The organism is Pseudomonas sp. TE3911, assembly GCF_054062775.1.
This window is the reverse complement of sequence record NZ_JBSSFP010000001.1, coordinates 1979986-2003975: the sequence shown is the minus strand read 5'-3', so window position 1 is coordinate 2003975 and position 23990 is coordinate 1979986. Positions and strand designations below refer to the sequence as shown.

General features: G+C 61.4%; 22 protein-coding genes, 1 tRNA gene and 1 pseudogene. 17 read left to right on the top strand and 7 right to left on the bottom strand.

Annotated features, from left to right (window positions below):
• Positions 1-5: 5 nt before the first annotated feature.
• Positions 6-353 carry a DUF2493 domain-containing protein gene (locus ACVWXD_RS09130; protein WP_095184707.1) on the top strand — a complete coding sequence of 116 codons (348 nt, stop codon included), beginning with the start codon at positions 6-8 and terminating at the stop codon, positions 351-353.
• 18 nt (positions 354-371) lie between these two features.
• Positions 372-611 (top strand): annotated as a pseudogene (locus tag ACVWXD_RS09125) (hypothetical protein); the annotation flags it as partial.
• Here the strand turns inward: ACVWXD_RS09125 and ACVWXD_RS09120 are convergent.
• A complete protein-coding gene (locus ACVWXD_RS09120) occupies positions 575-1273 on the bottom strand; it encodes a tellurite resistance TerB family protein (protein ID WP_181643488.1) in 699 nt (232 codons plus the stop codon). The pseudogene ACVWXD_RS09125 and the gene ACVWXD_RS09120 overlap by 37 nt on opposite strands.
• Positions 1274-1376: 103 nt before the next feature.
• On the opposite strand from ACVWXD_RS09120, the gene ACVWXD_RS09115 reads away from it, so the two are divergent.
• The 14 genes from ACVWXD_RS09115 to ACVWXD_RS09050 all read left to right on the top strand — a co-directional run bounded on the left by ACVWXD_RS09115 (position 1377) and on the right by ACVWXD_RS09050 (position 14746).
• Positions 1377-1904: a DinB family protein gene (locus ACVWXD_RS09115; protein WP_457370884.1), complete on the top strand. Its 528-nt coding sequence runs from the start codon at positions 1377-1379 to the stop codon at positions 1902-1904.
• A gap of 154 nt (positions 1905-2058) precedes the next feature.
• A complete protein-coding gene (locus ACVWXD_RS09110) occupies positions 2059-2340 on the top strand; it encodes a hypothetical protein (RefSeq protein WP_032885726.1) in 282 nt (93 codons plus the stop codon).
• Positions 2341-2594: 254 nt separating this feature from the next.
• Positions 2595-2681: transfer RNA gene (locus tag ACVWXD_RS09105), tRNA-Leu, on the top strand.
• A 1228-nt stretch (positions 2682-3909) separates the two neighbouring features.
• Positions 3910-5082, top strand: a complete 1173-nt coding sequence (locus tag ACVWXD_RS09100; RefSeq protein WP_457370883.1) for an acyltransferase family protein — start codon at positions 3910-3912, stop codon at positions 5080-5082.
• A gap of 525 nt (positions 5083-5607) precedes the next feature.
• Complete coding sequence (locus tag ACVWXD_RS09095; RefSeq protein WP_099602532.1) at positions 5608-6846, top strand: urea ABC transporter substrate-binding protein; 1239 nt, start codon at positions 5608-5610, stop codon at positions 6844-6846.
• A 10-nt stretch (positions 6847-6856) separates the two neighbouring features.
• On the top strand, positions 6857-7726 hold the full coding sequence (locus ACVWXD_RS09090) for an ABC transporter permease subunit (RefSeq protein WP_032885732.1): 870 nt from the start codon (positions 6857-6859) through the stop codon (positions 7724-7726).
• Positions 7726-8751, top strand: a complete 1026-nt coding sequence (locus tag ACVWXD_RS09085; RefSeq protein ID WP_122680950.1) for an ABC transporter permease subunit — start codon at positions 7726-7728, stop codon at positions 8749-8751. Before ACVWXD_RS09090 ends, ACVWXD_RS09085 begins: the two co-directional genes overlap by 1 nt.
• Positions 8748-9470: an ATP-binding cassette domain-containing protein gene (locus ACVWXD_RS09080; protein ID WP_099602533.1), complete on the top strand. Its 723-nt coding sequence runs from the start codon at positions 8748-8750 to the stop codon at positions 9468-9470. Before ACVWXD_RS09085 ends, ACVWXD_RS09080 begins: the two co-directional genes overlap by 4 nt.
• Positions 9463-10167 carry an ABC transporter ATP-binding protein gene (locus tag ACVWXD_RS09075; RefSeq protein WP_095184701.1) on the top strand — a complete coding sequence of 235 codons (705 nt, stop codon included), beginning with the start codon at positions 9463-9465 and terminating at the stop codon, positions 10165-10167. Before ACVWXD_RS09080 ends, ACVWXD_RS09075 begins: the two co-directional genes overlap by 8 nt.
• Positions 10168-10177: 10 nt before the next feature.
• Positions 10178-11692, top strand: coding sequence for an amidase (locus tag ACVWXD_RS09070; protein ID WP_181643491.1), 1515 nt, complete (start codon positions 10178-10180; stop codon positions 11690-11692).
• Positions 11689-12813 carry a transporter substrate-binding domain-containing protein gene (locus tag ACVWXD_RS09065; RefSeq protein WP_032885738.1) on the top strand — a complete coding sequence of 375 codons (1125 nt, stop codon included), beginning with the start codon at positions 11689-11691 and terminating at the stop codon, positions 12811-12813. The genes ACVWXD_RS09070 and ACVWXD_RS09065 overlap by 4 nt, the downstream gene beginning before the upstream one ends.
• A gap of 16 nt (positions 12814-12829) precedes the next feature.
• A complete protein-coding gene (locus ACVWXD_RS09060; RefSeq protein ID WP_095184698.1) occupies positions 12830-13432 on the top strand; it encodes an ANTAR domain-containing response regulator in 603 nt (200 codons plus the stop codon).
• Between the two features lie 13 nt (positions 13433-13445).
• The gene (locus ACVWXD_RS09055) at positions 13446-14597 is read left to right on the top strand and encodes an iron-containing alcohol dehydrogenase (protein ID WP_457370882.1); all 1152 of its coding nucleotides are present in this window, start codon (positions 13446-13448) and stop codon (positions 14595-14597) included.
• The gene (locus tag ACVWXD_RS09050; RefSeq protein ID WP_155989950.1) at positions 14594-14746 is read left to right on the top strand and encodes a hypothetical protein; all 153 of its coding nucleotides are present in this window, start codon (positions 14594-14596) and stop codon (positions 14744-14746) included. The genes ACVWXD_RS09055 and ACVWXD_RS09050 overlap by 4 nt, the downstream gene beginning before the upstream one ends.
• Before the next feature lie 111 nt (positions 14747-14857).
• Here the strand turns inward: ACVWXD_RS09050 and ACVWXD_RS09045 are convergent, their stop codons facing one another.
• From ACVWXD_RS09045 to ACVWXD_RS09020, 6 genes are all read right to left on the bottom strand, one after another.
• On the bottom strand, positions 14858-15793 hold the full coding sequence (locus ACVWXD_RS09045) for a FecR family protein (protein ID WP_181643494.1): 936 nt from the start codon (positions 15791-15793) through the stop codon (positions 14858-14860).
• Complete coding sequence (locus ACVWXD_RS09040) at positions 15790-16299, bottom strand: sigma-70 family RNA polymerase sigma factor (protein WP_032885202.1); 510 nt, start codon at positions 16297-16299, stop codon at positions 15790-15792. Before ACVWXD_RS09040 ends, ACVWXD_RS09045 begins: the two co-directional genes overlap by 4 nt.
• Positions 16300-16527: 228 nt before the next feature.
• Positions 16528-18075 (bottom strand): MFS transporter, encoded by a 1548-nt coding sequence (locus ACVWXD_RS09035; protein ID WP_095184695.1) that lies wholly within the window; start codon positions 18073-18075, stop codon positions 16528-16530.
• 14 nt (positions 18076-18089) lie between these two features.
• A complete protein-coding gene (locus ACVWXD_RS09030; RefSeq protein WP_095184694.1) occupies positions 18090-19307 on the bottom strand; it encodes a cytochrome P450 in 1218 nt (405 codons plus the stop codon).
• Positions 19307-19984: an HAD family hydrolase gene (locus ACVWXD_RS09025; RefSeq protein ID WP_181643496.1), complete on the bottom strand. Its 678-nt coding sequence runs from the start codon at positions 19982-19984 to the stop codon at positions 19307-19309. Before ACVWXD_RS09025 ends, ACVWXD_RS09030 begins: the two co-directional genes overlap by 1 nt.
• Complete coding sequence (locus ACVWXD_RS09020) at positions 19981-21018, bottom strand: ScbA/BarX family gamma-butyrolactone biosynthesis protein (RefSeq protein ID WP_181643497.1); 1038 nt, start codon at positions 21016-21018, stop codon at positions 19981-19983. Before ACVWXD_RS09020 ends, ACVWXD_RS09025 begins: the two co-directional genes overlap by 4 nt.
• Positions 21019-21295: 277 nt before the next feature.
• On the opposite strand from ACVWXD_RS09020, the gene ACVWXD_RS09015 reads away from it, so the two are divergent.
• On the top strand, positions 21296-23989 hold the full coding sequence (locus tag ACVWXD_RS09015; RefSeq protein ID WP_181643498.1) for a TonB-dependent receptor: 2694 nt from the start codon (positions 21296-21298) through the stop codon (positions 23987-23989).
• The last annotated feature ends 1 nt before the right edge of the window (position 23990 follow it).

The following is a 23990-nucleotide window of genomic DNA, read 5'->3' as shown; positions in this document are numbered from 1 at the left end:
GGACTATGCGCATCTTGATCTGTGCAGGTCGTCATTACGCCGACACCAAAAAGTCTCGCCAGGTGCTGGACGCCTACCATCGCCTGCGCCCGGTGCAAGTACTGATCCACGGCGGCAACCAGTTTCTCGGCAGCGATATCGAAGAATGGGCCCGTGAAATCGGTATCGACGTGGTGCGTTACCCACCCAATTGGCAACGCCACGGCAAGCAGGCAGAACGCCAACGCAACCACTTCATGCTGACCGACAGCCACCCCGACGTGGTCATCGCCTTGCCGGGCGGTGAGGACACATCGGAGCTGGTCTGCCAGGCCCGAGCCAGCGGCATTTCGGTGCTTACCGTAGAAAACTGAACCCAAGCGAGGTGCGTCATGCACAACCCACACACCCCAAAGCGCCCTGACGGGTTTGCCAAATACCGCGCGCGTCACCGCCGCGATGTGCGCCACAGCCTGCTGCTGTTGCCGCCGGCCAAACGCCGTGCGCTGCGGCGCAATCTGATCTTTATCGGCCTGGCCCTGAGCGTTGTTTTGCTTATCGCCGTCGTGTCGAAGGCCAATGCGGCAGGCGCTGCCTACGCTGGGCTTTTAAGCTGCTGCTCAAGTTGCAGCTGCATTTGAGGATCAATGCTCAGCGTAGCCGCCAGCTCATCCAGATAATTGCGCTCTGCGTCCTGCTGATCATCCACCAGCATCACACTGGCCAGGTACACCTCGGCCGCTATCGCCGGGTCATGTGCGAATTCGGCAAAATCCGCAGCATCCAAGGGCTTGGCGACTTCGGCGTCGAGCCACTGCTGCAGTTGCGGGTCGTCGGTGTGCTTGCCCAGTTCAGTGGAGATCATTTGCTGCTCTGCGTCATCGATCCGACCGTCGGCCTTCGCCGCGGCAATCAAGGCACGCAACACTGCATGGCTGTGGGCCTCGGCTTCGAGGCCACCCAGCTGGTCGACTGTCTGAAAGGACGACTGCGGTTTGGAGGCCTGCTGACTCTGCCATGCCTGATACGCCTTGAACGCCATCATCCCCAACGACGCCAACGCCGCGTAATTCATCCCGCCGGAGCGCCCCTGTGCAGAACGTGTCGCCGCCCCGCCACCGAGCATGCCGCCGAGGCCGCCTAACAATCCACCCAGACCGCCACCGGCCGAAGCATTGCCGGTGCTGGTACCCTTGAGCAAACCGCCGAGCAGCCCGCCCAGGCCGCCGCCCGCAGCGCCACCGCCGGACTGCCCGGCGCGCAGCAGTTGTTCGAGTAGGTCACTTGTGTTCATGGTGTCACCCTTGCGCGCGTAGAATTGGCGTTCAACAACCATAGTCCGCCGCTGCCGAAACTCCATGACCGCCGAGCGGGCGCGTATTCAAGCAGGGAAACCCGTGAACCGAATCGAGCAGATTGCGCTGATGGCGACCTACAACCAGTGGATGAATCGCAAAGTCTATGACGCCGCCGCCAGGCTTTCGGATGCGCAATTACGCACGGACCGTCATGCTTTTTTCGGCTCGATACTCGGCACACTCAACCACCTGGCGCAGGGAGACACGGTCTGGCTCAAACGCTTCGCCCAGCACCCGTCAGGCTTTACAGCGCTGGCCCCACTGGAAGCCATTGCCATGCCCGTCGACCTCAAGCATCTGGCCTTTGCCGACCTTAGCGCGCTGGCTGCCCGTCGTACCTGGCTGGACCAACTGATCATCGATTGGACCAAGACCCTGCGCGAGCCTGATCTCGACCTGCGCTTGCATTACCACAACATGCGTGGCGCCGCCGCCGACAAGCCCTTTTCCAGCCTGCTATTGCACTTTTTCAATCATCAGACCCACCACCGGGGCCAGGCGACCACCTTGCTGACCCAGGCCGGAGTGGATGTCGGCGACACGGACCTGCTGGCACTGATCGACTGACGGCAGCGCGCTGCTGAGCAGGCTAGAGCCATAAACGAACGCCTAGGCAACTGTGAGGTCGTAATGACAGGTGCCGGGATCTTTCTGCGCCCGCCCTCTTCGCACCCGTCGTGGGTTTACCGATGGGTGCACCCCATAAGAAGGAGACGCTTACATGGTCATTCACTTCAAGGTCGCCGGGCATCTGGCTTGCGGCCACCACGGTACCAACCTCCCCTCCAGCGCTGAGCTGAACCGGGTCAAGTGCCGTACCTGCCGCAACACTGAGGCCTACAAGGAAGCCCGCCGCACCCAACGCAATGCCGCTCGGCGTGCTTCGCGCAAAGCCAAGTCCCCCACCGCCACTGACTGGCGCAGCGCCTGGACCCAACGTCTCACCGACCTGCCAGGGTTGCAGCGTTTGCCCAGAGGGTTCAGCGGCCAGCCTTTCGTTTAGGCCTGCACACGCAAGCCCCGGCTAAACCGGGGCTTGTTTGCGATCGCTCTGCCTTTCTGCTGAAGATTCATGATGCCCGTCTGTGATTCTTGTGTTCGGGTAGCAGAAACCTACTGGACTCTCTTTTAAAACCCCTGTAGCCCACTGATCTTTCGAGCTTTTTCATCTTGCTCGATGCCCAACAAAGGTGCGTTACGGCCTTGCGCATACGCGCCTTGATCTATATATTCCCAACCCTGCTACACCGCGCTACCGCCCGAATGGCGAAACTGGTAGACGCATGGGACTTAAAATCCCCCGCTCGTAAGGGCGTCCCGGTTCGATTCCGGGTTCGGGCACCATAGATATCAAGGGCTTGCATGATTAACGTCATGCAGGCCCTTATCTTTTGCGCTCCGCAATTTTTGACACTGCTTCGCAACTCCCTTCCCTGGCGTTCCGCCGACGCAAATCAAATCGGCATACTTCACCGACTACTTCGCTGTTCTCATGACTGCATAGCAAAAAAGCCCAGCAATCGCGCTGGGCTCAGATAGGGAAACTCAGTAAAAAATATGTGCCGTGCTACTTAACCCTTGCAAAACTTCTGTGGCGACTCCGTACCTGCGAGGGGATCCCGCCACCACCAGCATGGCGATAGACGAAGAAACCGAAGCAACCAAGTCTCTGCCCTAGCCAGGTCCGCCCATACACTCTGCGGTGCTGGAAAGCATTGCTCCCGCCTGCTGCACCAGCTTTCTCCACTCATCGCTGGTGATGAGTTCGGCAAGCTCCATGGCGTCAGCCCGCCGCAACAATCCAAAATACTTAACCTCTGCGTCCGTTTGACTTACGGCCTGTGTAAACAGGTCGCGCCAGGCTGTCATGGCTAGTCTTCGCTGTGCCTCTCTCATCGAGGGCCCCTAATGGTGAGATGAGTCAGTATGTATTAGGTTGCCGGGCGCGTTCGGCGTGATCTCGTTATTGCCGACCAATGGCGGCCATAAGCCATTAATCGCGAGGTTTTGGCTCAGTCACGGGAAGATTCGACTGAAAGTAGTGGGTCCGTTCGCACTGATCGTTGGCGTTTGCTGGACGATCTTCGCGCTGAGCTTCTTGTATCTGCCCTTCGGAGCGCCATCTATTGAGTCGGGAATCCTGACGATTACAACTTCCCCAGGTATTACATAGAGCTGGCTACGTGCGTTGCTTTCTGCTTTTGCGACATCCTTTTCACCTTGCATTTACAGGACAGGGTGCTAAATCACCCTACTCCTTTGAAGAATTCCCTTTAGGCCCGCCCACAAGCGGGCTTTTTTTTGCCCGTTAGAAAGGCGCCAGATCCTCTTCGGGCTCAAGCTCGGCCTCCAAACCGCGACTGCCGTACGCGCACAACAATCTGACTACCCGCAACGAACCTTCCTACAACGCGAATTGTCGAAATGTGGCTTTGGTCACCCGTCTGCGCGCCCACCTATCAGGGAGAACCCAGCAGCCATCACCGGCTAATAGTCGGCGTGGTACCGGTTTTCTCGTGCCCGCTAGATAAAAGCCAACTATTCACGCGACATCTCAAGAGGCAAAGGAATCGTGCCCGAACAAAAAATGCATGCCTGCAACACAATTGATGAGTCCTTGGGAAATGCAAAATTGCCCGTAGAGCGGCTAGAGTCTTTAACATTTCTGCGCTTTGTTGCAGCCATCGTAGTGGTTCTTTTCCATTACGGAAAAGAAACGCAAATTTACGCAAGCTTGCCAACGATACTGAATTGCGGGCCGATCATGGTCACTTTCTTTTTCGTACTGTCAGGCTTTGTGCTCGCCCTATCGAATACAAAAAAGAACATTCCAACCTCACAATTCCATGTAAACAGAGCCGCCAGGATATTGCCCATTTATCTAATAGCGCTACTGGCTTACATGGCAATAACAAGCAGCTCACTAAACGGCAAATTTTTTATATCCGCCGCCCTTATTCAAGCGTGGTTCCCAAAATACGCAACGACTTTAAATTACCCTGGCTGGTCTGTTTCAGTTGAGATGTTTTTCTATTTGATTTGCCCCTTGCTGATTTTTGTCAGCAATATAAAAAAACACGTACGCCTCAAGGTGTGGCTGGCGTCTTCGCTACTCCTTTGGGTTTTCAGCCAACTCGTGCTCAGCTACTACAGCCGTACAGACCCCTATGGCAATACCAGTCCGCGCCTGCACTCGCTGATCAATTATTTTCCACCGTCACACCTGTGCAGCTTTGTCCTTGGGTTCACTGCCGGGCTCATATTCAAAGCAGGCGTATTGCGCAACGTCGTCGGGGAGAAGACTGCGCTCGTTCTCAGCATCGTGTTGTTCGCCATTATCGGCAAGATAATTGATTACGGCCCAAGAATAGATGACGCCATCGGCGCGCACTTAGCGTACGGAAGTAGTTTCACAGCTATCCTGTTTGCCCCAGCGATTTACTTTTGCGCCATAGCAAACAACTTACTAAAAAAAGCCCCCTTCATACCCGTGCTTGTCATACTCGGAGAATCCAGCTATTCGCTTTACATACTGCAAGCGCCGGCTCACCTTGCTTTCCAAATGCTGCCGACTCAGTTTCTTTTTGAATCCAGTACGATTAATTTTTCAGTCTTTGTCATCTTTTTAATTTCGCTGTCCATCGCTTCATACTTCCTGATTGAAAAAACCCTTTCAAAAACGATCAAAGTTTTTTATGCAAAACGCATGAAGCGTTCACCCGTTAAAACTGAAGCCGTAGCCTGAGAATATCGCCTCGCCGTTCTCCCGTGCTCACGCGACGACAGATTGAACACTGACCGTATTTGCATCATGCAAGCGTGGGCTTGGCTCTTGAGGCGCCGTTTACACGGCGTAAAGCAACCGCGCACCTGTTCCAAACGCACGCACACGGTGCGTCGTTTCTACCCAGGTGACATTTTTCGGAGCGTGACCAGCGTCGTCATACACACTGGTTTCCTTTAAAATCATAAACATAGCGTTTATGGCCTGAAGCTTGCTTTTAAGCTATCGCCGCGCCATGCGGCACTCGTTTCCCCCATCCTCTCAGGGTGGGCGACCCAGCCTCAACGATGCGGCTGGTGTCTCCAAGTGAAGCGAATCACATATCCAGCCGACAGCGCCGTCGGTATGTGAAATCAGGCCCTCCTTCCCCGCCTGCATTTCTTCCCAGACCTTCTTTCCTTCATTGCAAACCGTCATGCCCGGCGCTTTTCCTGGCGTGCTTCGGGCCGCAGTGGATAGGGAGTCCGGGTTTCAGGAGTCTTCCGAATGGCTATGAATCGTCGTGCTTTCCTGCGTGCATCTGCGATTTCCGCGGCTGCAGTGTCCACGTTGAGCCTCAAGAGTTTCTCGGCGTTTGCTGCCGACGACGCGATCAATATCGCCTCGCTGTATGACAACTCCGGCGGCCTCGACATCTACGGCAAACCCATCGTCGATGCACTGACCTTCGCTGTCGAAGAACTCAACAGCGCCGGCGGCTTGCTCGGCCGCCCGCTCAACCTGATCAAGTACGACACTCAGTCGAACATGCAGCTTTACGCGCAATACGCCCAACAGGCCGCGCTCAAGGATCGCGCGGCGGTGGTGCACGCCGGTATCACGTCGGCGTCGCGGGAAGTGGTGCGTCCGGTGCTGGACCGCTACAAGACCCTGTATTTCTACAACAACCAATACGAAGGCGGCGTGTGTGACCGCAACTTCTTTGGCACCGGTGTCACACCCGGCCAGACCGTGGAGAAGCTGGTGTCCCATGTCACCAAGAAGTGGGGCAAGAAGGTCTACATCGTCGCGGCGGACTACAACTACGGGCAGATCGTCACCGCCTGGGTCAAGAAGTACGTCGAGCAAGCGGGCGGCGAAAGCGTCGGCATCGAGTTCTTCCCACTGGACGTGACCAACTTCGGCGCGACGATCTCGAAGATCCAGGAAGCCAAGCCGGACTTCGTCTGGTCGGCGCTGGTGGGCGGCGCGCACATGTCGTTCTATCGCCAGTGGAAAGCCGCAGGCATGACCGGCAAGCTGCCGATTGCCTCCACCACCTTCGCCGGCGGTAACGAGCACATCGTGCTGTCGCCGGAAGAATGCAACGGCATCCTGATCTGCCAGAACTATGTGCAGGAACTGGCCACGTCGCAGAACCAGGCGTTCGTCGAGCGCTTCCATAAGCGCTTCGGCGCGGACTATCCGTACATCACCGAACTGGCCATGGGCGCTTACCAGGGCATGATGCTGTGGGCCGAAGGCGTGCGCCAGGCAGGTACGGTGGAGCGCATGGCCGTGACCCAGGCCCTGGAAAAAGGCATCAGCCTGGACCTGCCCAGCGGCAAGGTCAGCATCGACCCGGCGACCCACCACTGTGTGCTCGACGTGCACATCGCCGAAGTCCGCGACCGCCGCCTGGAGGTGGTCGAAAGCTTTGCCCAGCAAGCGCCGTCCGACACCGCCGCCGTGTGCGACCTGGTGAAGAACCCGCGCGACGCCAAACAATACAGCATCGCGCTGTAAGGAGGCCGACATGGATTGGGCTGCCATTTTTTCCCTGCAAATCGTGGGCGCCATCGCCACGCTGGTGCTGCTGAGCATTGGCCTGGCGGTGGTGTTCGGAATGATGAAAATCATCAACCTCGCCCACGGTGAATTCATGATGCTCGGCGGTTACGTCGCCGTGCTCGCCACCCACAACCTGCACGTACCGATCTGGATTTCGATCCTGGTGCTGGCGCCCTTGAGCGTGGGCCTGTTCGGCATGCTGGTGGAACGCCTGCTGGTGCGACACCTGTATGGCCGCATGATCGACACCATGCTCGCCACTTGGGGCCTGAGCCTGGCACTGACCGGCGCTGCCACCATGCTGTTCGGCAACACGACGGTGGGCATCAGCTCGCCCTTGCCGGGCATCACCGTGGGCGCTTATCAAACCAGCGGCTACGGCCTGTTTGTGATCGCCGTGGCGGTCGCCGTGCTGCTGGGCATGTGGGCGCTGCTGCGGTTTACCCACTTCGGCCTGTGCGCCCGCGCCACCATGCAAAACGCCAAGATGGCCGCTGCACTCGGGGCCAATCCCGGACGGATCTACAGCCTGACCTTTGGCCTGGGCGCGGCGCTCGCGGGCTTGGGCGGTGCCGTGCTGGCGCCGCTTACCGGGGTGATTCCAACCCTCGGCGCCAGCTACATCGCCAAGGCTTTCATCACCGTGATCGGCGGCGGCAGTGCAGTGATCACCGGCACCCTCACCGCCGCCGGTGGCTTCGGCGTGATCAGCCAGGTGGTGACGTTCTTCAGCACTCCGGTGTTTGGTGAAGTGGCGTTGCTGCTGGCGGCCATTGTGCTGATTCGCGTACTGCCCCAGGGCATTACCGGTCGATTCTTTCGGAGGGCGTTCTGATGCCTGTTGATACCCGCACCCTATTACCGGTGCTCGGCTGCGTCGTGGCTGCGCTGCTGGTGGCGGTCCTGCCACAGTGGCTGGATCTGTTTACCCTGCTGTCCTTGACCATCTACTTGGTGATGGCGCTGCTGGCCCTGAGCCTGGCGTTTATCTGGGGCTTCGGCGGCATCCTGTGTTTTGGCCAGGCGGCGTTTTTTGGCCTGGGCGCCTATGCCTATGCCATCGGTGTGCTGAACATCGGCGACAGCACCTGGCCGGTGCTGCTGGCCATCGCAGTGCCCGCCCTGGTCGCCGCCGCCATGGGTTACTTCATGTTCTACGGCGGCATCAGCGACGTGTACCTGGGGGTGATTACGCTGGCGGTCACGCTGATTCTGTTCAACGTGATGAACTCCACCTCGGGCTCCGAATACCACATCGGCAGCGCACTGCTCGGCGGTTTCAACGGCATTCCAGCGATTCCCACCCTCAACATGCCGTTCAACCCTGAACGTGTGCTCGAACCGGAAACCCTGTTCCAGGTAATCGGCGCCGCGCTGATCCTCTGTTACCTGGGGCTGCGCGGCCTGCTCGCCAGCCGCTTCGGCAAAGTGGTGGTGGCCATTCGTGAGAACGAACAGCGCGCCGGTTTGCTGGGCTATGACACGCGCCTGCACAAGTTGATCGTGTTCAGCCTGGGTGGCGGCATCGCCGGGCTCGCGGGTTGCCTGTTCGCCAACTGGGGCGCGTTTGTCAGCCCAGGTGTGTTCGGATTGGCGCAATCGGCGCAGATCATCATCTGGGTCATCGTCGGTGGCCGTGGCACCTTGTTCGGGCCGATCGTGGCGTGCATCGGCATACAGGCGCTGATGGCGCGCCTCGGTGAACAGCAGCATGTGGACAGCGGCTTTGTGCTCGGCCTGATTCTGCTGGTGTTCGTCATGTTGCTGCCCCGTGGCTTGCTGCCGACCTTGACCGGTTGGGCAGCGCGTGTTTTCCAACGTCGCCCGCAACCGACACCTGCACAGGAGCGCGCACTATGAGCCTGTTGCAAACCCAAGGCCTGGGCGTCAGCTTCGGCGGCGTTCACGCGGTCAAAGCCGTGGATTTCACCCTCGACAGCGGCGAGCTGCGTTGCCTGATCGGCCCCAATGGCGCCGGCAAAAGCACCTTCTTCAAGATGCTCAGCGGCCAACTCAAACCCACGCGCGGCGTATGCCACTTCAAGGGCCAGCGCATTTCAGGGCTGGCGCCGCACCATGTCGCCCGGCTCGGCATCGGCATCAAAACCCAGGCCCCCAGCGTCTTCGACGGCCTGGATGTGTTGGAAAACCTGCGCTTGGCCGCCAGTCGCCGACAAGCGCCAAACGAAGCCCGCGCCACTGCCGAGCAGACCCTGGAACGCATCGGCCTGGTCGACTTGCGCGCACGCCTGGTGGGCGACCTGGCCCACGGCCAACGCCAATGGGTGGAGTTGGGCATGATCCTCGCCTCGCGCCCGGAGTTGGTATTACTGGACGAACCCGCCGCCGGCATGACGTACCAGGAAGTGCGCAAGACCGCCGCGCTGATCAAAGAAATCAACGCCCACAGCACCGTGGTGGTGGTCGAGCACGACATGGAGTTCATCCGCCTGATCGCAGGCACCGTCACCGTGTTCAACCAAGGCGCAATCCTCGCCCAAGGCAGCTTTGCCGAAGTGACCCAGGACCCGGCCGTGCGCGAAGCGTACTTGGGCAAGCAGGAGATCAAACATGCTTGAAGTCATCGGTCTATCCGCCGGTTATGGGCGTATTCCCGTGTTGCGTGACATCCGCTTGAGCTGTGCCGCCAACACCTGCGTCGGTGTACTGGGTCGCAATGGCATGGGCAAGACCACCCTGTTGCGCGCCTTAATGGGCGAAATCCCCGCCATGGCCGGCAGCCTGCATTTTGCCGGAGAAGACTTAAGCAAAGCCGCCGCCCACCAACGCGCCCGCGCCGGCATCGGCTATGTGCCCCAGGGCCGGCAGATATTCCCGTACCTGAGCGTGCGGGAAAACCTGCGCATGGGCTGCGTGAAGGACTTCGCCGCAGCCGACGCCACCATCGAACGCATCCTCGCGTACTTCCCGCGCCTGCACCGCTTGCTCGACCAGCCCGGTGGCGCGCTGTCCGGCGGAGAGCAACAACTGCTGGCCCTCGCACGCTGCCTGTGCGGCAACCCGAAAATCATCCTGCTGGACGAGCCCACCGAGGGCATCCAGCCATCGATCTGCGACGAAATCATTGAAACCCTGCAGCGCCTGCGTGTGGAACAGAATCTGGCGGTGATCCTGGTGGAACAGGACATCGAATTTCTCAGTGCCCTGTCCGACCGCATTCTGATCATCGAGAACGGCCAACTGGTGGACGAGGTCGACCCGGCTCACACCAGCGCCGAAGCCATCGCTGAGCGCTTCATGGGCTTTCATGCATAAGGAACCTGCCATGTCTATTCAACGCCCTACCCTGGCCGATCTCACCGAAGTCGGCCACAGCCTTGGCCTGCAAATGGCCGAGCCGCTGCTGCACGAATACGCGAACATTCTCGACGCCGTGTGGCAGGACTACGACCGCCTGGATGGCATCGCCAACCCGCCATTGCCCCCCCGTTACCCTCGCGGCCCTGGCCAGGTGCCGCAGCACAACCCTTACAACGCCTGGTACGTACGCACCGAGATTCAGGGGGCACCAACGGGCAAGTTGGCCGGCAAGCGCGTGGCGCTCAAGGATAATATCTGCCTGGCCGGCGTGCCGATGATGAACGGTGCATCGACCCTGCAGGGCTACGTGCCGGACATTGACGCCACTGTCGCGACACGTGTGTTGGACGCTGCCGGACAGATTCTGGGCAAGGCCCATTGCGAGTTCTTTTGTGTGTCGGGCAGCAGCCATACCAACGCCACCGGCGCAGTGCACAACCCGCGTAATCCGGGGCATTCCACCGGCGGTTCGTCGTCGGGCTGCGCGGCGCTGATCGCGGCCGGCGAAGTGGATCTGGGCATCGGCACTGACCAGGGCGGTTCGGTCCGCATTCCGGCGGCCTACTCCGGTATCTACGGCATGAAGCCGACCCATGGGTTGATCCCCTACACCGGGATCATGCCCATCGAGATGACCCTGGACCACGCCGGCATCATGAGTGCCAACCTCGCCGACAACGCGCTGCTCTTGGAAGTGCTGGCCGGCGCCGATGGCCTCGACCCCAGGCAGGACCGCGTCGTGCCGACCGAAGCTTATACACAGGCCCTCGGCAAAGGCTGCAAGGGCCTGCGGATCGGTGTGGTGCGCGAGGGCTTCGGGCATGCCAACTCCGAGGCCGATGTGGACGCGGCGGTGCGCCGTGCCGCTGCGTTGTTCGTAGACCTCGGGGCACGGGTGGAGGGCATCTCGATACCGCTGCACGCCCTGGGCCACGCCATCTGGACACCCATCGCGGTGGAAGGCACCACCCAATTGCTGCGCGGCTACAATTACGGCTCGAATTGGAAAGGCCTGTACGTAGAGAGCCTGATGAACGCACAGCAAGACTGGCAGACCCAGGCTGGGCAATTCCCGCACGACCTGAAAACCTGCCTGCTGGCCGGTGAATACGCGTACACCCGTTTTGGCGGCCAGTACTACGCCAAGGCTCAGAATGCTGCACGGCAATTACGTGCGGCCTACGACCAGCAATTGCAGGACTTCGATGTGCTGCTGATGCCCACCGTACCGCTCAAGGCGCCAACATTGCCGACAGCAGACGCCTCACCCAGCGAGTGGGTGCAACGGGCCCTGGAAATGAACGCGAACACCGCGCCCTTCGACGTTACCGGCCACCCTGCCCTGTCACTCCCGTGTGGGCTTGCCAGTGGCCTGCCAGTGGGCATGATGCTGGTGGCGCGGGACTACGACGAAGCCACGCTGTACCAGGTCGCGCACGCCTTTGAACAACATATCGACTGGGAAAGCCTGATTTCATGAGCGCCTCTGACTACAAAGTCGGCCTGCTGTTTTCCGAGAGCAGCCTTACCGCTGCCTCGGAAACCACCCAGGCCAATGCCACCCACCTGGCGATCGCCGAGGTCAACGACGCCGGCGGCATCCACGGACGACCACTGGTGCCAGTGGACGGCCATCCCGGCGCGGAACCGTCGGACTACCGCGACAGCGCCCTGCGCCTGTGTGACGAGCACCAGGTGCAGGTGTTGTTCGGCACCCACATGTCGAGCACCCGCAAAGTGGTGTTGCCGGTGGTCGAGAGCCGCCGCCGACTGCTGTTCTACCCGACCCTCTACGAAGGGTTTGAATACTCGCCCTGGTGTTACTACACCGGCTCCGCACCGAACCAGAACTCAGTCCAACTGGCGCAGTACGTACTGGCGCATTTCGGCAACCGCGTGCTGTTTGTCGGTGGCTCCTACGTGTACCCGTTCGAGTCCAACCGCATCATGCGCGAACTGTTCGAACAGGCCGGTGGCGAAGTGGTGGACGAGATCTACTTGCCGTTCCACGCCACCGCCGAGGACTTCGAACGGGTGATGCAACGGGCGCGGGCCACGGCACCGGATGCGATCTACTCGACCATCGTCGGCAGCGATATTCCGGCCCTGCACCGCGCGTACCGACAGGCCGGTTTCGACCCGGCGCGCATGCCCATCGTCAGCCTCGCGACCAACGAGGTCGACGTGTTGCACATGAGCGATGAAGAGGCCGAAGGGCATGTGTCGGCGGCGCCGTGGTTCTCCACCCTGGCGACGCCTGCCAGCCAGGCGTTCGTCGCACGTTACCGAGCGCGCTTCGGTGACACGGCGCCGCTGACGGCGGGCGGTGAGGCGGCGTACTTCCAGGTGCATCTGTTCGCCGAGGCAGCGCGGCGTGCCGAGGGTTCGTCCATCGAAGCGCTGCGCAAGGCCTTGGCCGGTGCGCAGTTCGACGCGCCCCAGGGCCGCGTGCAGATCGACCCGGACACCCAGCACACTTGGCTGTGGCCTCGTATTGCGCGTCTCGACCACCAACGCCGTTTCGAGCTGGTGGTGCAGAGCGAGCAGCCGGTGAAACCCAGCCCTTACATGGTCGATTACCAGCTGGATGTGCAGCCATGAACAGTGGGAGTGCGAGATGACCCAGGCACCTTCGCTGTTGCGCGAACTCAAGGGCCTGCGCGTGCTGGTGATTCACCCGGTAGATGCCGAGGCCCGCGTGGTGCTGGACCAGTTGCAGCGCATCGGCTGCATCGTTGAGCAATGCTGGCCGGTGCCTGCGCATTTGCCAGAGCACACCGATGTGGTGCTGCTCGCCGTGGAACTCAGCCAGCGCCTGAATACCCAGGCGCTGGTGGAAGGCTTGAGCGAACAGGCGCCACCGATCATTGCCGTGGTGGGCTATGAAAACCCGTCGATGTTGCAACTGGTGCTGGAAACCCAGCCGGCAGCCGTGATCGAGCGCCCACTGCGACCCTTCGGCTTGTTAACCCAATTACTGATGGCCCGCGCTGCCTGGCGTGCGCGCATCGACATGCTGGCGCAACTGCGCAAATTACAGACCCGTCAACCGGCGGTGTCGAAGATCTCCATGGCGAAGGCCCTGCTCATGGCCCGCCATCGCATCGGCGAAAACGACGCTCACCGGCGCCTGCAACGCGATGCCATGGCCAGCCGCACCAGCATGGAAGCGGTGGCCCAGACGATCATCGATGCCGGCCTGCCCCCTCAATCAGAATAAGCAGAGGTTATTCATGAAAGCATTCAATTTCAGCACCACCGCGCACCTGATCTGCGCCAGCGGCGCCGCCGCACAATTGGCCGAACAGTGCGCCGCCCGTGGTGCACGTAACGTATTACTGGTCACCGACGCAGGCATCCTGCGCCACAACCTGCTGGATTCAGTCTTGCCCGGTTTCACCGCTGCGGGGATCAACCTGCAGGTGTACAGCGACGTCCTCGCCGACCCGGCCGAAGAGCTGGTGCTGGCGGCCACTGAACAAGCACGTGCAATCGGTGCCGACCTGATCGTCGGCTTCGGCGGCGGCAGCTCCATGGACACCGCCAAGCTGGTCGCCTACCTGGCACACCCCGAGCAACGCCAGACCTTGAGCGACATCTACGGCGTCAACCAGGCCAACGGCGCGCGTCTGCCGTTGATCCAGGTGCCGACCACGGCCGGGACCGGTTCTGAAGTCACGCCGATTTCCATCGTCACTACCGCCACTGGTAAATCCGGCGTGGTGTCCCAGCAACTGCTGCCGGACCTGGCGATCCTTGACGCACAACTGACCGTCGGCCTGCCCGACCCGGTCACCGCTGCCACCGGCATCGACGCGATGGTGCACGCCATCGAGGCCTACACCAGCAAGTTGCGTAAAAACCCGATCTCGGACCTGCTGGCCCGTGAAGCCCTGCGCCTGCTCAGCGCCAACCTTGAGCAAGCCGTGCGCGCGCCGCAGGACCTTGAAGCGCGCCAGGCCATGCTGCTGGGCGCTTGCCTGGCCGGCCAGGCTTTCGCCAACGCGCCGGTCGCGGCGGTGCATGCATTGGCTTACCCGCTGGGCATCACATTCCACCTGCCCCACGGGCTGTCCAACGCACTGGTTCTCAACCCGGTGCTGACCTTCAATCTGTCCCACGCCCATGCGCTCTACGCCGAACTGGCGCCGTGCGTACTGGGTGAGCGTCTGCTGCCAGGAGATGGCGCCGCACAACTGATTGAAGAATTGCGCAGGATTCACGAAGCGGTCGGGCTGCCTTTGCGCTTGAGAGACGCCGGAGTCACTTTGGAAAGCCTGCCGGAGCTGGCCCGCAGTGCGATGCAACAACAGCGACTGCTGGTGAACAATCCACGGCCCGTGCTTGAGGAGGACGCGTTGGCGATTTATACCGCAGCCTATTGAAAATCTGGCGTGGCAACTTCGCCAATCTGGACCTCGGGCTGGACTTCAACCTGGGCCGATCCTGGCAAATGGGCGTCTCCTACAAGACCGCTCTGGGTAGCGACGAACGAAACGACACCTTCCGCATCGGCGTGGATGGCAAGTTCTGACGCGCTTACTGGTGATAGCAGTGGGTCAGTCAATGCAACAGTGACTGACCCACTGTAAGGGCGGAGCCCTAGGCCGCCGTTACCGCAGCAACGGATATGTACCCAACCCGCCTACACCCTCCCCCCAATCAACACAACCATTCCCCCCCACTGCCTGACCCTGATCGGCAAACTCTGTTCCAGCGCCTCCAACGTCTGCTGCGCATCATCCAACGGAAACCGCCCTGTCACCCGCAACCCCGCCACTGCCGAGTCCAGCCGTACGATGCCATTGCGGTAGGGCCGAATCGCATCCACCACGCTCGCCAATGTCTGATTACGCACCACCAACCAACCCTCCAACCAAGCGGTCTCACTGGTCGCCATCGGCACCTGAGTGAGAATCCGCTGATGATCAAACACCGTGCTCTGATGCATCGCCACGCGCTGCTGCGTACCGCCTTCGAGATGCAACACCACATCGCTATCGAGGGTGACCAGACGCAAGGCCGCACCCTGCTCGCTCAGCATCAAGCGACCGCTGGCGCCAGTGATACGTCCGGCACGGCTACTGACCTGCAACGGGCGCGAGGCATTCACTAATATCTCGCCTGCACGCAGCTCCAGGCTGGGCTGCCCGTTGGCGAGCGTCGCGATCACCTGGCTGCGGGCATTGAGTTTGAGCGTCGAACCGTCGGGCAACTGCCAGGTACGTCGCTCGCCCGTGCCGGTGGCGTATGACTGCCCGCCCGGTTCAAAGCGCGTGACCCAACCCACACCCGCCGCCAGCCCCAGCGCACACAAGCTGGTGCGCAGGAACGCGCGGCGACTGTTGGGCTGTTCCAGGCTGCGCAACAGTTGCGAGCTGGAGCGTCCGCGCCACGGCGAAGCCTTGAGTTGATCCAGCCCTGCGATCAGTTGCGCGTAGACCTGACGATGATGGGCCGAAGTGCCACGCCACACCTCCAGCGCCGCTTGCTGTTCGACACTGAAATCTCCGGACTGGATCTGCACCAGCCAACCAATGGCCTCCTCGGCCACCGGGTCGTTCAACGCTCGTTTGCTCACTCGTTCAACCCTAGGTAACAGGCGCGCAGGGCCTGGGTCATCAATTGGTGGATGCGCCCCAGCGACAGGCCGAGCCGTTCACTGATCTGCGCGTAGGTCATGCCGTCCAACTGGCTGTGCACGAACACCGCCTTGGCTTGCCCTGAAAGGCCATCCAGCAGCCGGTCGATGGCCAGCAGGCTTTCGATCAGGATCAACTGTTCCTGGGGCGACGGGTGCACGTGTTCAGGCACTTCGGCGAGGATTTGCAGGTAGGCTTTTTCCAGATCGCGACGGCGCCAGCCCTCATACATCAGGCGCTGGGCGATGGTGGTGAGCAGCGCGCGCGGTTCGCGAATGGCCGTGGGATCGGGCAGCATCCACACCTTGAGAAAGGTCTCGGCGGCGATGTCCTCGGCGCTGTGGCTGCAACCGGTGCGGTACGACAAGCGTGCGCACAACCAGCTGTAGTGCTGTTGGAAAATCTGGCCGATGAGGCGGCTCTTGAGCAAGGCATTCGGGTCCATAGGTCCATAGTCTTCATGGACTGCACACGCCAGCGGACAAGTGGTGGTGGGCCTGTCGGTTTGAGGTAGACCTGCATCCAGGCAGGTGAGTCCAGTTTGCCCCAGCGGGCATCACCGAATAAAAGAATAAAAACATCCAATAAGCTGCATTTTCTGCATAACCCTTGGCACCCCTGCAGGCACGCAAAAGCACCGCTTGCGAGCGCCGCAGGCGGTGTGGTGAGTCACTCAGTTAGCGGCTAATTGCGCCTCCGTACGCTCCTGTTCACGCAGCGGGCGCACCAGCCAGGCGACCACTGCGGTCAGCACCAGCAGGATCGCGGCCAACGCCCAGAGCACGCCGTGGAACGCACTGTCATAGCCGCCGATAAACAGGCTGTGCACCGTGCCGGCCTGTTCCGTACTCAGGGCTTGCAACGACCCGGTGAGATTGCCGGCGGCCACGTCATCGATCCAGCGTTGCAGGGTCGAGGGATCGGGCGCCAGGCGGCTCAAGGTTGTGCGCAATTGGCTGTCCAGCAAGGTGGCCAGCAACGAACCATACAACGCCACAGCAATCGCCTCGCTGCCCAGGCGGAAGGTGTTAAGCAAACCGGCAGCCATCCCGGCTTTCTGCTCGGGCACGGTCTTGAGCGCCAGACCATCCACCAGCCCGGCCGACAATCCCATGCCAATGCCCACCAGCAGTAACGGCACTGCCAGTTGCCACAACGCCACGCCAACCTGGCTGACCAGCGCCAACGACACGACGCCCACCAGCAACGCAATTAGGCTGACCTTGAGAATGCCGATCGCCGACACCCCACGCGCCGCCCACTTGCCGGCCAGAATCGGGCAGAACAGCATTGGCACCGTCAGCAGCAACATCGCCAGGCCTGCGTGGGTCGCGCTCAATTGCAGTACGCCGAACAAGTAGCTCGGCAAGTACGTCAGCAGCGTCACAAAGCCAAACGATGCCGCCACGGTGACCAACGCCAGGCCGACAAAAGGCCCGCTTGCCAGCAGCGACAGGTCCAGCATCGGCTGGCGATGGCGGCGCTCCTGCCAGGTAAATACCGCCAGCAACACCGCCGCGACCGCGACCAGGCCCAGCACGCCCGGGCTGCTCCAGCCCCACTGCGAGCCCTGCACGATGGCAACCATCAGCGCCAACAAGGCCAACACAAATAACGTCGCGCCCGGCACATCAAAGCGTGCAGTGCGTTCTGCCAGTTCGCCGTCCCGCGTGATCAAAGGGGTGCCCAACAGCACAATGACCAAGGTGACTGCGTGCGCCCAGAAAATCGCGCGCCAGCCGACGCTGTCCAGCAGTAAGCCGGACAAGGTCGGCCCCAGGCTCACACCCAGCCCCGCAACGGTGCCGAACAAGGCAAATGCACGTAACCGCGCCGGCCCACTGAAGTGGGTGGAGAGGATGGCAATGCCGCACGAGAAAATCGCCGCCGCACCAATCCCCGCCAGCCCCCGTGCCGCGTCCAGCAACCACGCGCTGTCGGCCACCGCAGACAGCACCGAGGCCACCACATACAGCGACGCACCGGCGACAAAACAGCGCTTGCGCCCGAGCCGATCAGCCAGCGCGCCCCAGGCCAGGGTGAAGCAGGCAAACGCCAGGTTGAAGGCGTTGACCACCCATTGCAGGCTGGTCAACGGCGCCTGGATATCGGCGCCGATGGCCGGCAACGCGAGGGCCGTGCCGGAGATGGAGCTGGGCACAACGAAGATCGCCAGCAGGATGATCGAGAGTAGAGCCGTGTCGGCAAACGAGTTTTTCATGGGTCCTTCCAGGGTCAGGTTGAAGTGAAACCGTGCACCGGCAAACGCACCGGTCGGCGCAGGATGATGCCGTCGACCCAGGGCACCTGGTCCGCCGGCACCGCCAGGCGCAAGTTGGGAAAGCGCTGCACCAGAATCTGCAACACCGTGGTGATTTCCAGGCGCGCGAGGGCCGCGCCCATGCAGTTGTGCATGCCGTAGCCGAACTGCAAATGCCGCGCGTCGTTACGGTCCAAGCGAATCGCCAAGGGTTCAGGAAACACCGCTGGGTCACGGTTGGCTGCGAATGCATCGGCGTAGATGATGCTGCCCTCTGGGATCAACCCCCACGGCCCGTCAAGGTCGACACTGGCCAGGCGCGGGAAGGTCGAGATGGTGCCCAGGGGGATCACGCGCAGCAGCTCTTCGACAGCATTCGGGATCAGCGCAGGGTCGTCCACCAACTGCTGCCACAGCTCGGGCGCGGCCAACAGGGTGTACACCGCCTTGGTGAGCACGGTAAGAATGTTCTGGTCGCCGCCGATCAGCACGCCGAGCAGGATGCCCACCAACTCCTTGTCGTTGAGTGGCGGTTCACTGTCGTTGCGGGTGGCGACGAAACGCTGGATCAGCCCATCGGGATAGGTAGGGCGCGCGCCCGTCACCAGGTCGGTGAGGTAGTTGTAGACGCCCCAGAATTGGTTCAGCAGCTCCGGCACATCTGCATCCGACGCGACCTGCACCGTATGGCTGAGCGGCCGATAGTATTCACGGTCACTCAGGGGGATGCCGAGGAGTTGGCAGTCCACCGTCGCAGGAATGTGATCAAGCACCTGGGCAAACAGGTCTGCACCGGGGGCCTGGCGCTGTAATACATCCAGGCGCTCATGGGTCGCCTGCTGCACTTTTTCCGCCAGCAACGCCACCCCACTGGGGCTGAAATCCCGCGCGACCACTTTACGCAGGCGGCCGTGATCGGGAATGTCGTTGTTAAGCAGTAACTCTGGCGGCGTGATGGTGGGCAGAAAACTCGCACCGTCTTCTTCGTTGCACGGAGCGCGAATGGCGCGGTTGTCCAGCAGCAACGCCTGCACGTGTTCATAGCGGGTCAGGTGATACGCCAAGTGGCCGCTGGGCAAGAGGATCCTGGGCAAGCCATTGGCGGGGCTGGCGGGTTGATAGGCTGGCGGCGCATCCAGGTTGGGGATGCGCGCCACGGTGACTGGCGGGGTGGTGACGACGGCGATATTCATCAGGCAGGCTCCCCGACAGGTTGCAACAGGTTCACACCGGTCAGGCGCTGCAACTGGGTAAGGGCCTGGTGGTTGTCGATAAAGTGCAGCACTTGCCAGCCCAGCGCGACGGCGGCGTCGATGTTTTCGGCCACGTCATCGATCAACAAACTGTCAGCCGCGCTGACGCCTGAACGTGCGGTGGCGACCTCGAAGAACGCCGCTTCCGGCTTGCGGGTGCCTTCCCGGCTTGAATCTACGATCAGGTCGACCACCTCGTCCAAACCCACCATCGCCCGCCAGTGCTGCTCCCACTCCACCACGTTGTTGGTGAGGATGCCCACACGCAAGCCAGCACGCTTGAGCGCACGCACCGCGGCCACCAACGGCGCATTGGCCGGCACTCCGGCGAACCAATGCTCGCCAAAGGTTTGCAGGCGCGCACGGGACAAATCAATCTGCGGGTCGCGGCGCCGCAATGCCAATTCCAGGCGTTGGCCCCACTCCTTTTCGGTGAGCAAAGCGCTCTCCACCGGCGCCAGCATCGGCACGCCCAGTTCCTCGGCCACATCACTCATGGCCTGTTGCAGCACGCGCGGGGCCAAGCCGGTCTTGACCTGATACTGCTCGAACAACGCGGGGATCGGCGGCGACAGCACGCCCCCGAAATCGAACCAGATAAACTTCAAATCGCTCATCGCACACCCCCCGCAACCAAGGCCAACGGCTGGCTGGCCGCCACGGGCAACAACTCAAGCTCGGCTGTGGCAATCACCACGCCGCCCTGCTCCACGTCCAGGGCCAGAGTGATGCGCCCGTGTTCATCGATTGCCAGGGCATTGAGATCGGCACGCACCCGTGTCGGCAAACCGAACTCGCCGAAGCGGGTGAACACCACATGGCAACTGGACAACAGCCACTGATCAGGGGCGGCCTGCAATTGCCGATCCGCCACCACCAAGGCCGCTTGCCGGAAACCTTCGAGCAGCAGCATGCCGGGGATATGGTCGAGGGGATGGTCGAAGATCGCCGGGTTGTTAAGGTCCACAATCAGCGGCGCCACCAGGCGGTCGGCGCCCTGCTCCACGTCCTTGCCCAGCACCACGTTGTTCAGCCAATGGCGCCCTACCGCCGACGGGCTCAACGGTGGCGGCAGTTGCGCCAACGGGTCCGCGTCGGCGGGAATCGCCGCCAGGCCACGGGCGCGCATCTTGTTCCACGAAGCGCCGCTCATCCAACGGATGCTCATGCGCTCATGCCGTGCGGCGACTTCGCCATTGATGCTCAGGGACATGTTCAGGGTCACGCCACTGCGCTCGCCATGGCGCAGGTATTCGTCCACCACAAACACATCGATCTGTGCCGACGCCGGGCGATCCCCCACCACCAGCAAACTGCGCTCGGTGACGCGAGTGACACTGTCCAGGTAAATAAACTTGTCCTGGGCACTCACATCCAAGAACGCATGAGAGATATAGATCGACGCCTGGCGGAACACTTCCAGCAATAACAACATGTCGTAGTGTGCCGAACGATGCGTATGTTCACTGAAGTAACTGTGGGTACGCGGTAGTTGGGCGCTGCAGCGGAAGTGACCCTCTTTTACCAACTCCGCGCCCGTCAGGAAGACTTCGCTGACAGCAGCACGGTGCACCATGCTACGCGGCACAGTGTTTTCGCAATGGATCGCCGGCGCTGGGCTGGCTGGATTTAGAACGGACAATTCAGACATGGGCATCTGTCTCCTGATGAGCTTTTCCGTAAGCGTGCAGACCGCTGTACAAGTCCATGACTTGTGAGCTTTGCGCGGACAACCCGATCTGGCTGTCAGTACCCTTGTGCAGATACTCCCTTATATTTTCACTGCACACTTAGATCAGTTTGATCGAAGCTTATAAGCGCAACTAAATGATCTAGAGACCGAACTAAGTGTTCTAACTTAGCAGTGAAAAAAAGCCCACGAAGTTGCTCAAGGTCGTAAAGAACATCACGACCCGGAGCAGATTGGCATGTTGAAAACAGGATTCACCCTGGCGCCCCTGGCGTGCGCATTGGCCCTGGGCGGCCTGGCGCTGCCAAGCCTGGTGCTGGCGCAAAACGATGCGGCCGCCGTACACAAGGTCATTGAGTTCAATATTCCCGCCGGGCCCCTGGATGAAGTGCTGCTGAGCATTTCCCAGCAAAGCGGCCATTCCATCGCTTTTGATCCGCCGCTGGTTGAAGGCCGCGCAAGTCGTTCGATCCAGGGCCGCTTGAGCCAGGAGCAGGCGCTGGGGATCGCCTTGAGTGGTTCACAACTGGGCTTCAGCCAGACCGCCAGTGGCGCCGTGTTGATCCATCGCCTGACGGACACCAGTACACCTGCAGCCGCGATCAGCAGCGAACCGGCCGCGCCACGCCTTAAGTCGGTTGAAGTGATCGGCACCCGCCGTAGCGATGTCACCGCCCTGCAAAGTGCGGCACCGGTGGATGTGATCAGCAACGAACAACTGGAGCGCAGCGGCACCGATAACCTGGCTAAGGCCCTGGAAACCCTGGTGCCGTCAGTGAACTACCCGCAAGTCAACGGCACCGATGGCGTGTCGTCGCAGCGGCCGGTGTCGCTGCGCGGCTTGGCGTCTGATCAAGTGCTGGTGCTGGTCAATGGCAAGCGTCGACACGCCTCGGCATTCGTCAACACCAAGGCCACCTTGGGCCGGGGTTCCCAGGCGGTGGACTTGTCGACGATTCCAGTCAGCGCCGTCGACCATATCGAAGTGCTGCGCGATGGCGCCTCGGCCCAATACGGCTCCGACGCAATTGCCGGGGTGATCAATATCGTGCTCAAGGAGCAGGATCACGGCGGCGCGGTGCAAAGCACCTTTGGCCAATACACCAAGGGCGATGGTTTTCGCCGCTCGGTCGGTGGCTGGACCGGTTTCACCTTGCCCGGCGACGGCTTCCTCACCCTCAGCGGCGAGGGCCTGCGCAGCGAGCGCACTTCCACCGGCGGCACCGATGGCCGGCAGTTCTACCCAACTGCAGATGCCCGCGAAGCGGATGCCGACCGTCATTGGCGCTACGGTTCTCCGGGGCTTGAGGATTGGAACCTGGCGCTCAACACCGGCCTGTCACTCAACGATGCGGTCGACCTCTATGGTTTCGCCACTTACCAGGACCGCACCGGTGAATCCCAGGCCACCTTTCGCCGGCCTATCGACGCCAACAACCTGGTGGCCGTGTACCCCAACGGATTCCTGCCCCTGCTCGATGTACGTTCGCGGGATGCGTCGGTCACTGGCGGGGTGAAACTCCGCGATGACAGCCTGGGCAGCTTCGATCTCAGCGCCAACTACGGCCGCAATCGCATCGACTACCACCTCAGTGATTCGCTTAACGCCAGCCTCGGACCTGCCAGTCCCACCAGCTTCAACGCCGGCGCGTTGATCAACGAGCAAACCAACGTCGGTCTGGACCATGTGAAGGAATTCAAGGTGAGCTGGGGCGCGGGTCCACTGGTGTTTTCCAGTGGCCTGGCGTGGCGTAACGAAGCCTATGAAGTGATCGCCGGCGACCTTGCATCCTGGACCCATGGCACGGCCCTGCCCACCCGTGCCGGCGGCGCCCAGGGTTTTCCCGGCACCCAGGACAGTGACGAAGGCCGTTATGCACGCCATGTGTTCGGCGGCTACCTGGGCCTGGAGCAGCAGGTCACCGACAAACTGCAACTGGGCCTGGCCGGGCGCAGCGAGCACTACGATGATTTTGGCACCACGACCACCGGCAAGTTTTCCGTACGCTACGACCTCACCCCGCAGTGGGGCCTGCGCTCGACGGTAAGCAGCGGTTACCGCGCGCCGACGTTGGGTCAGATCGGCACCTCGGCGACCCAGACCGAATTCAAGGCCGGCGACCCCACGGCCTATCAGGTCGGCACCGTCAGCGTGAACACGCCGGTAGCCCGGGCGTTGGGCGCCAGTGACCTGAAGCCGGAAAAATCCACCAGCCTGTCCCTCGGTGTGGTGTGGCAGCCGCTGGAGCGCGCGAGCGTCAGCGTCGACGCGTATCACATACGCATTCAGGACCGTATCGCCCTGTCGGAAACCCTCAGTGGCACCCAGGTCAGCCAGATCCTCGCCAGCCAAGGCTATGGCAACTACTCCGGCGTGAGCTTTTTCACCAACGCCCTGGACACCAAGACCAGCGGCGTCGATGTGGCCGCCCACTATCGTCTGGACCTGGACGACGCCAGCCAACTGACCCTCAACGGCGCGTTCAACTACAGCAAGACCCAGGTCACCGATATCAAAGACAACCCCGGCCCCCTCGCCGGCACCGGCATCACGTTGATCAACCGCGAAGCCCTCAGCTACGTGGAAAGTGCCTCGCCCAATACCAAGCTGATCCTGGGGGCCGACTGGCGTAAAGGCGCGTGGCAGGCGAGTTTCAACACGATCCGCTATGGCACCTACACCCTCGATTCCAACCTCGGCGAAGCCCGCGACCAGACGTTTTCCGCGCAGTGGGTGAGCAATGCCAGCGTGTCCTACGACATCAGCCAGGCCCTCACCCTGACCCTGGGCGGCAACAATATTTTTGACAGCTACCCCGACAAGATCGACGTGGCCAACCGCTTTGTCGGTGGGCGCGTGGCCTACCAGAGCATCTCCCCGGCCGGTGCCGAAGGCGCCTTCTACTACGTGAAAGCCGACTACCGCTTCTGAC

Coding starts and splice junctions, on each gene's coding strand:
- ACVWXD_RS09130 (WP_095184707.1), top strand. CDS start 6: ATGCGCATCTTGATCTGTGCAGGTCGTCATTACGCCGACACCAAAAAG.
- ACVWXD_RS09120 (WP_181643488.1), bottom strand. CDS start 1,273: ATGAACACAAGTGACCTACTCGAACAACTGCTGCGCGCCGGGCAGTCC.
- ACVWXD_RS09110 (WP_032885726.1), top strand. CDS start 2,059: ATGGTCATTCACTTCAAGGTCGCCGGGCATCTGGCTTGCGGCCACCAC.
- ACVWXD_RS09095 (WP_099602532.1), top strand. CDS start 5,608: ATGGCTATGAATCGTCGTGCTTTCCTGCGTGCATCTGCGATTTCCGCG.
- ACVWXD_RS09090 (WP_032885732.1), top strand. CDS start 6,857: ATGGATTGGGCTGCCATTTTTTCCCTGCAAATCGTGGGCGCCATCGCC.
- ACVWXD_RS09085 (WP_122680950.1), top strand. CDS start 7,726: ATGCCTGTTGATACCCGCACCCTATTACCGGTGCTCGGCTGCGTCGTG.
- ACVWXD_RS09080 (WP_099602533.1), top strand. CDS start 8,748: ATGAGCCTGTTGCAAACCCAAGGCCTGGGCGTCAGCTTCGGCGGCGTT.
- ACVWXD_RS09075 (WP_095184701.1), top strand. CDS start 9,463: ATGCTTGAAGTCATCGGTCTATCCGCCGGTTATGGGCGTATTCCCGTG.
- ACVWXD_RS09070 (WP_181643491.1), top strand. CDS start 10,178: ATGTCTATTCAACGCCCTACCCTGGCCGATCTCACCGAAGTCGGCCAC.
- ACVWXD_RS09065 (WP_032885738.1), top strand. CDS start 11,689: ATGAGCGCCTCTGACTACAAAGTCGGCCTGCTGTTTTCCGAGAGCAGC.
- ACVWXD_RS09060 (WP_095184698.1), top strand. CDS start 12,830: ATGACCCAGGCACCTTCGCTGTTGCGCGAACTCAAGGGCCTGCGCGTG.
- ACVWXD_RS09055 (WP_457370882.1), top strand. CDS start 13,446: ATGAAAGCATTCAATTTCAGCACCACCGCGCACCTGATCTGCGCCAGC.
- ACVWXD_RS09040 (WP_032885202.1), bottom strand. CDS start 16,299: ATGGACCCGAATGCCTTGCTCAAGAGCCGCCTCATCGGCCAGATTTTC.
- ACVWXD_RS09035 (WP_095184695.1), bottom strand. CDS start 18,075: ATGAAAAACTCGTTTGCCGACACGGCTCTACTCTCGATCATCCTGCTG.
- ACVWXD_RS09030 (WP_095184694.1), bottom strand. CDS start 19,307: ATGAATATCGCCGTCGTCACCACCCCGCCAGTCACCGTGGCGCGCATC.
- ACVWXD_RS09025 (WP_181643496.1), bottom strand. CDS start 19,984: ATGAGCGATTTGAAGTTTATCTGGTTCGATTTCGGGGGCGTGCTGTCG.
- ACVWXD_RS09020 (WP_181643497.1), bottom strand. CDS start 21,018: ATGTCTGAATTGTCCGTTCTAAATCCAGCCAGCCCAGCGCCGGCGATC.
- ACVWXD_RS09015 (WP_181643498.1), top strand. CDS start 21,296: ATGTTGAAAACAGGATTCACCCTGGCGCCCCTGGCGTGCGCATTGGCC.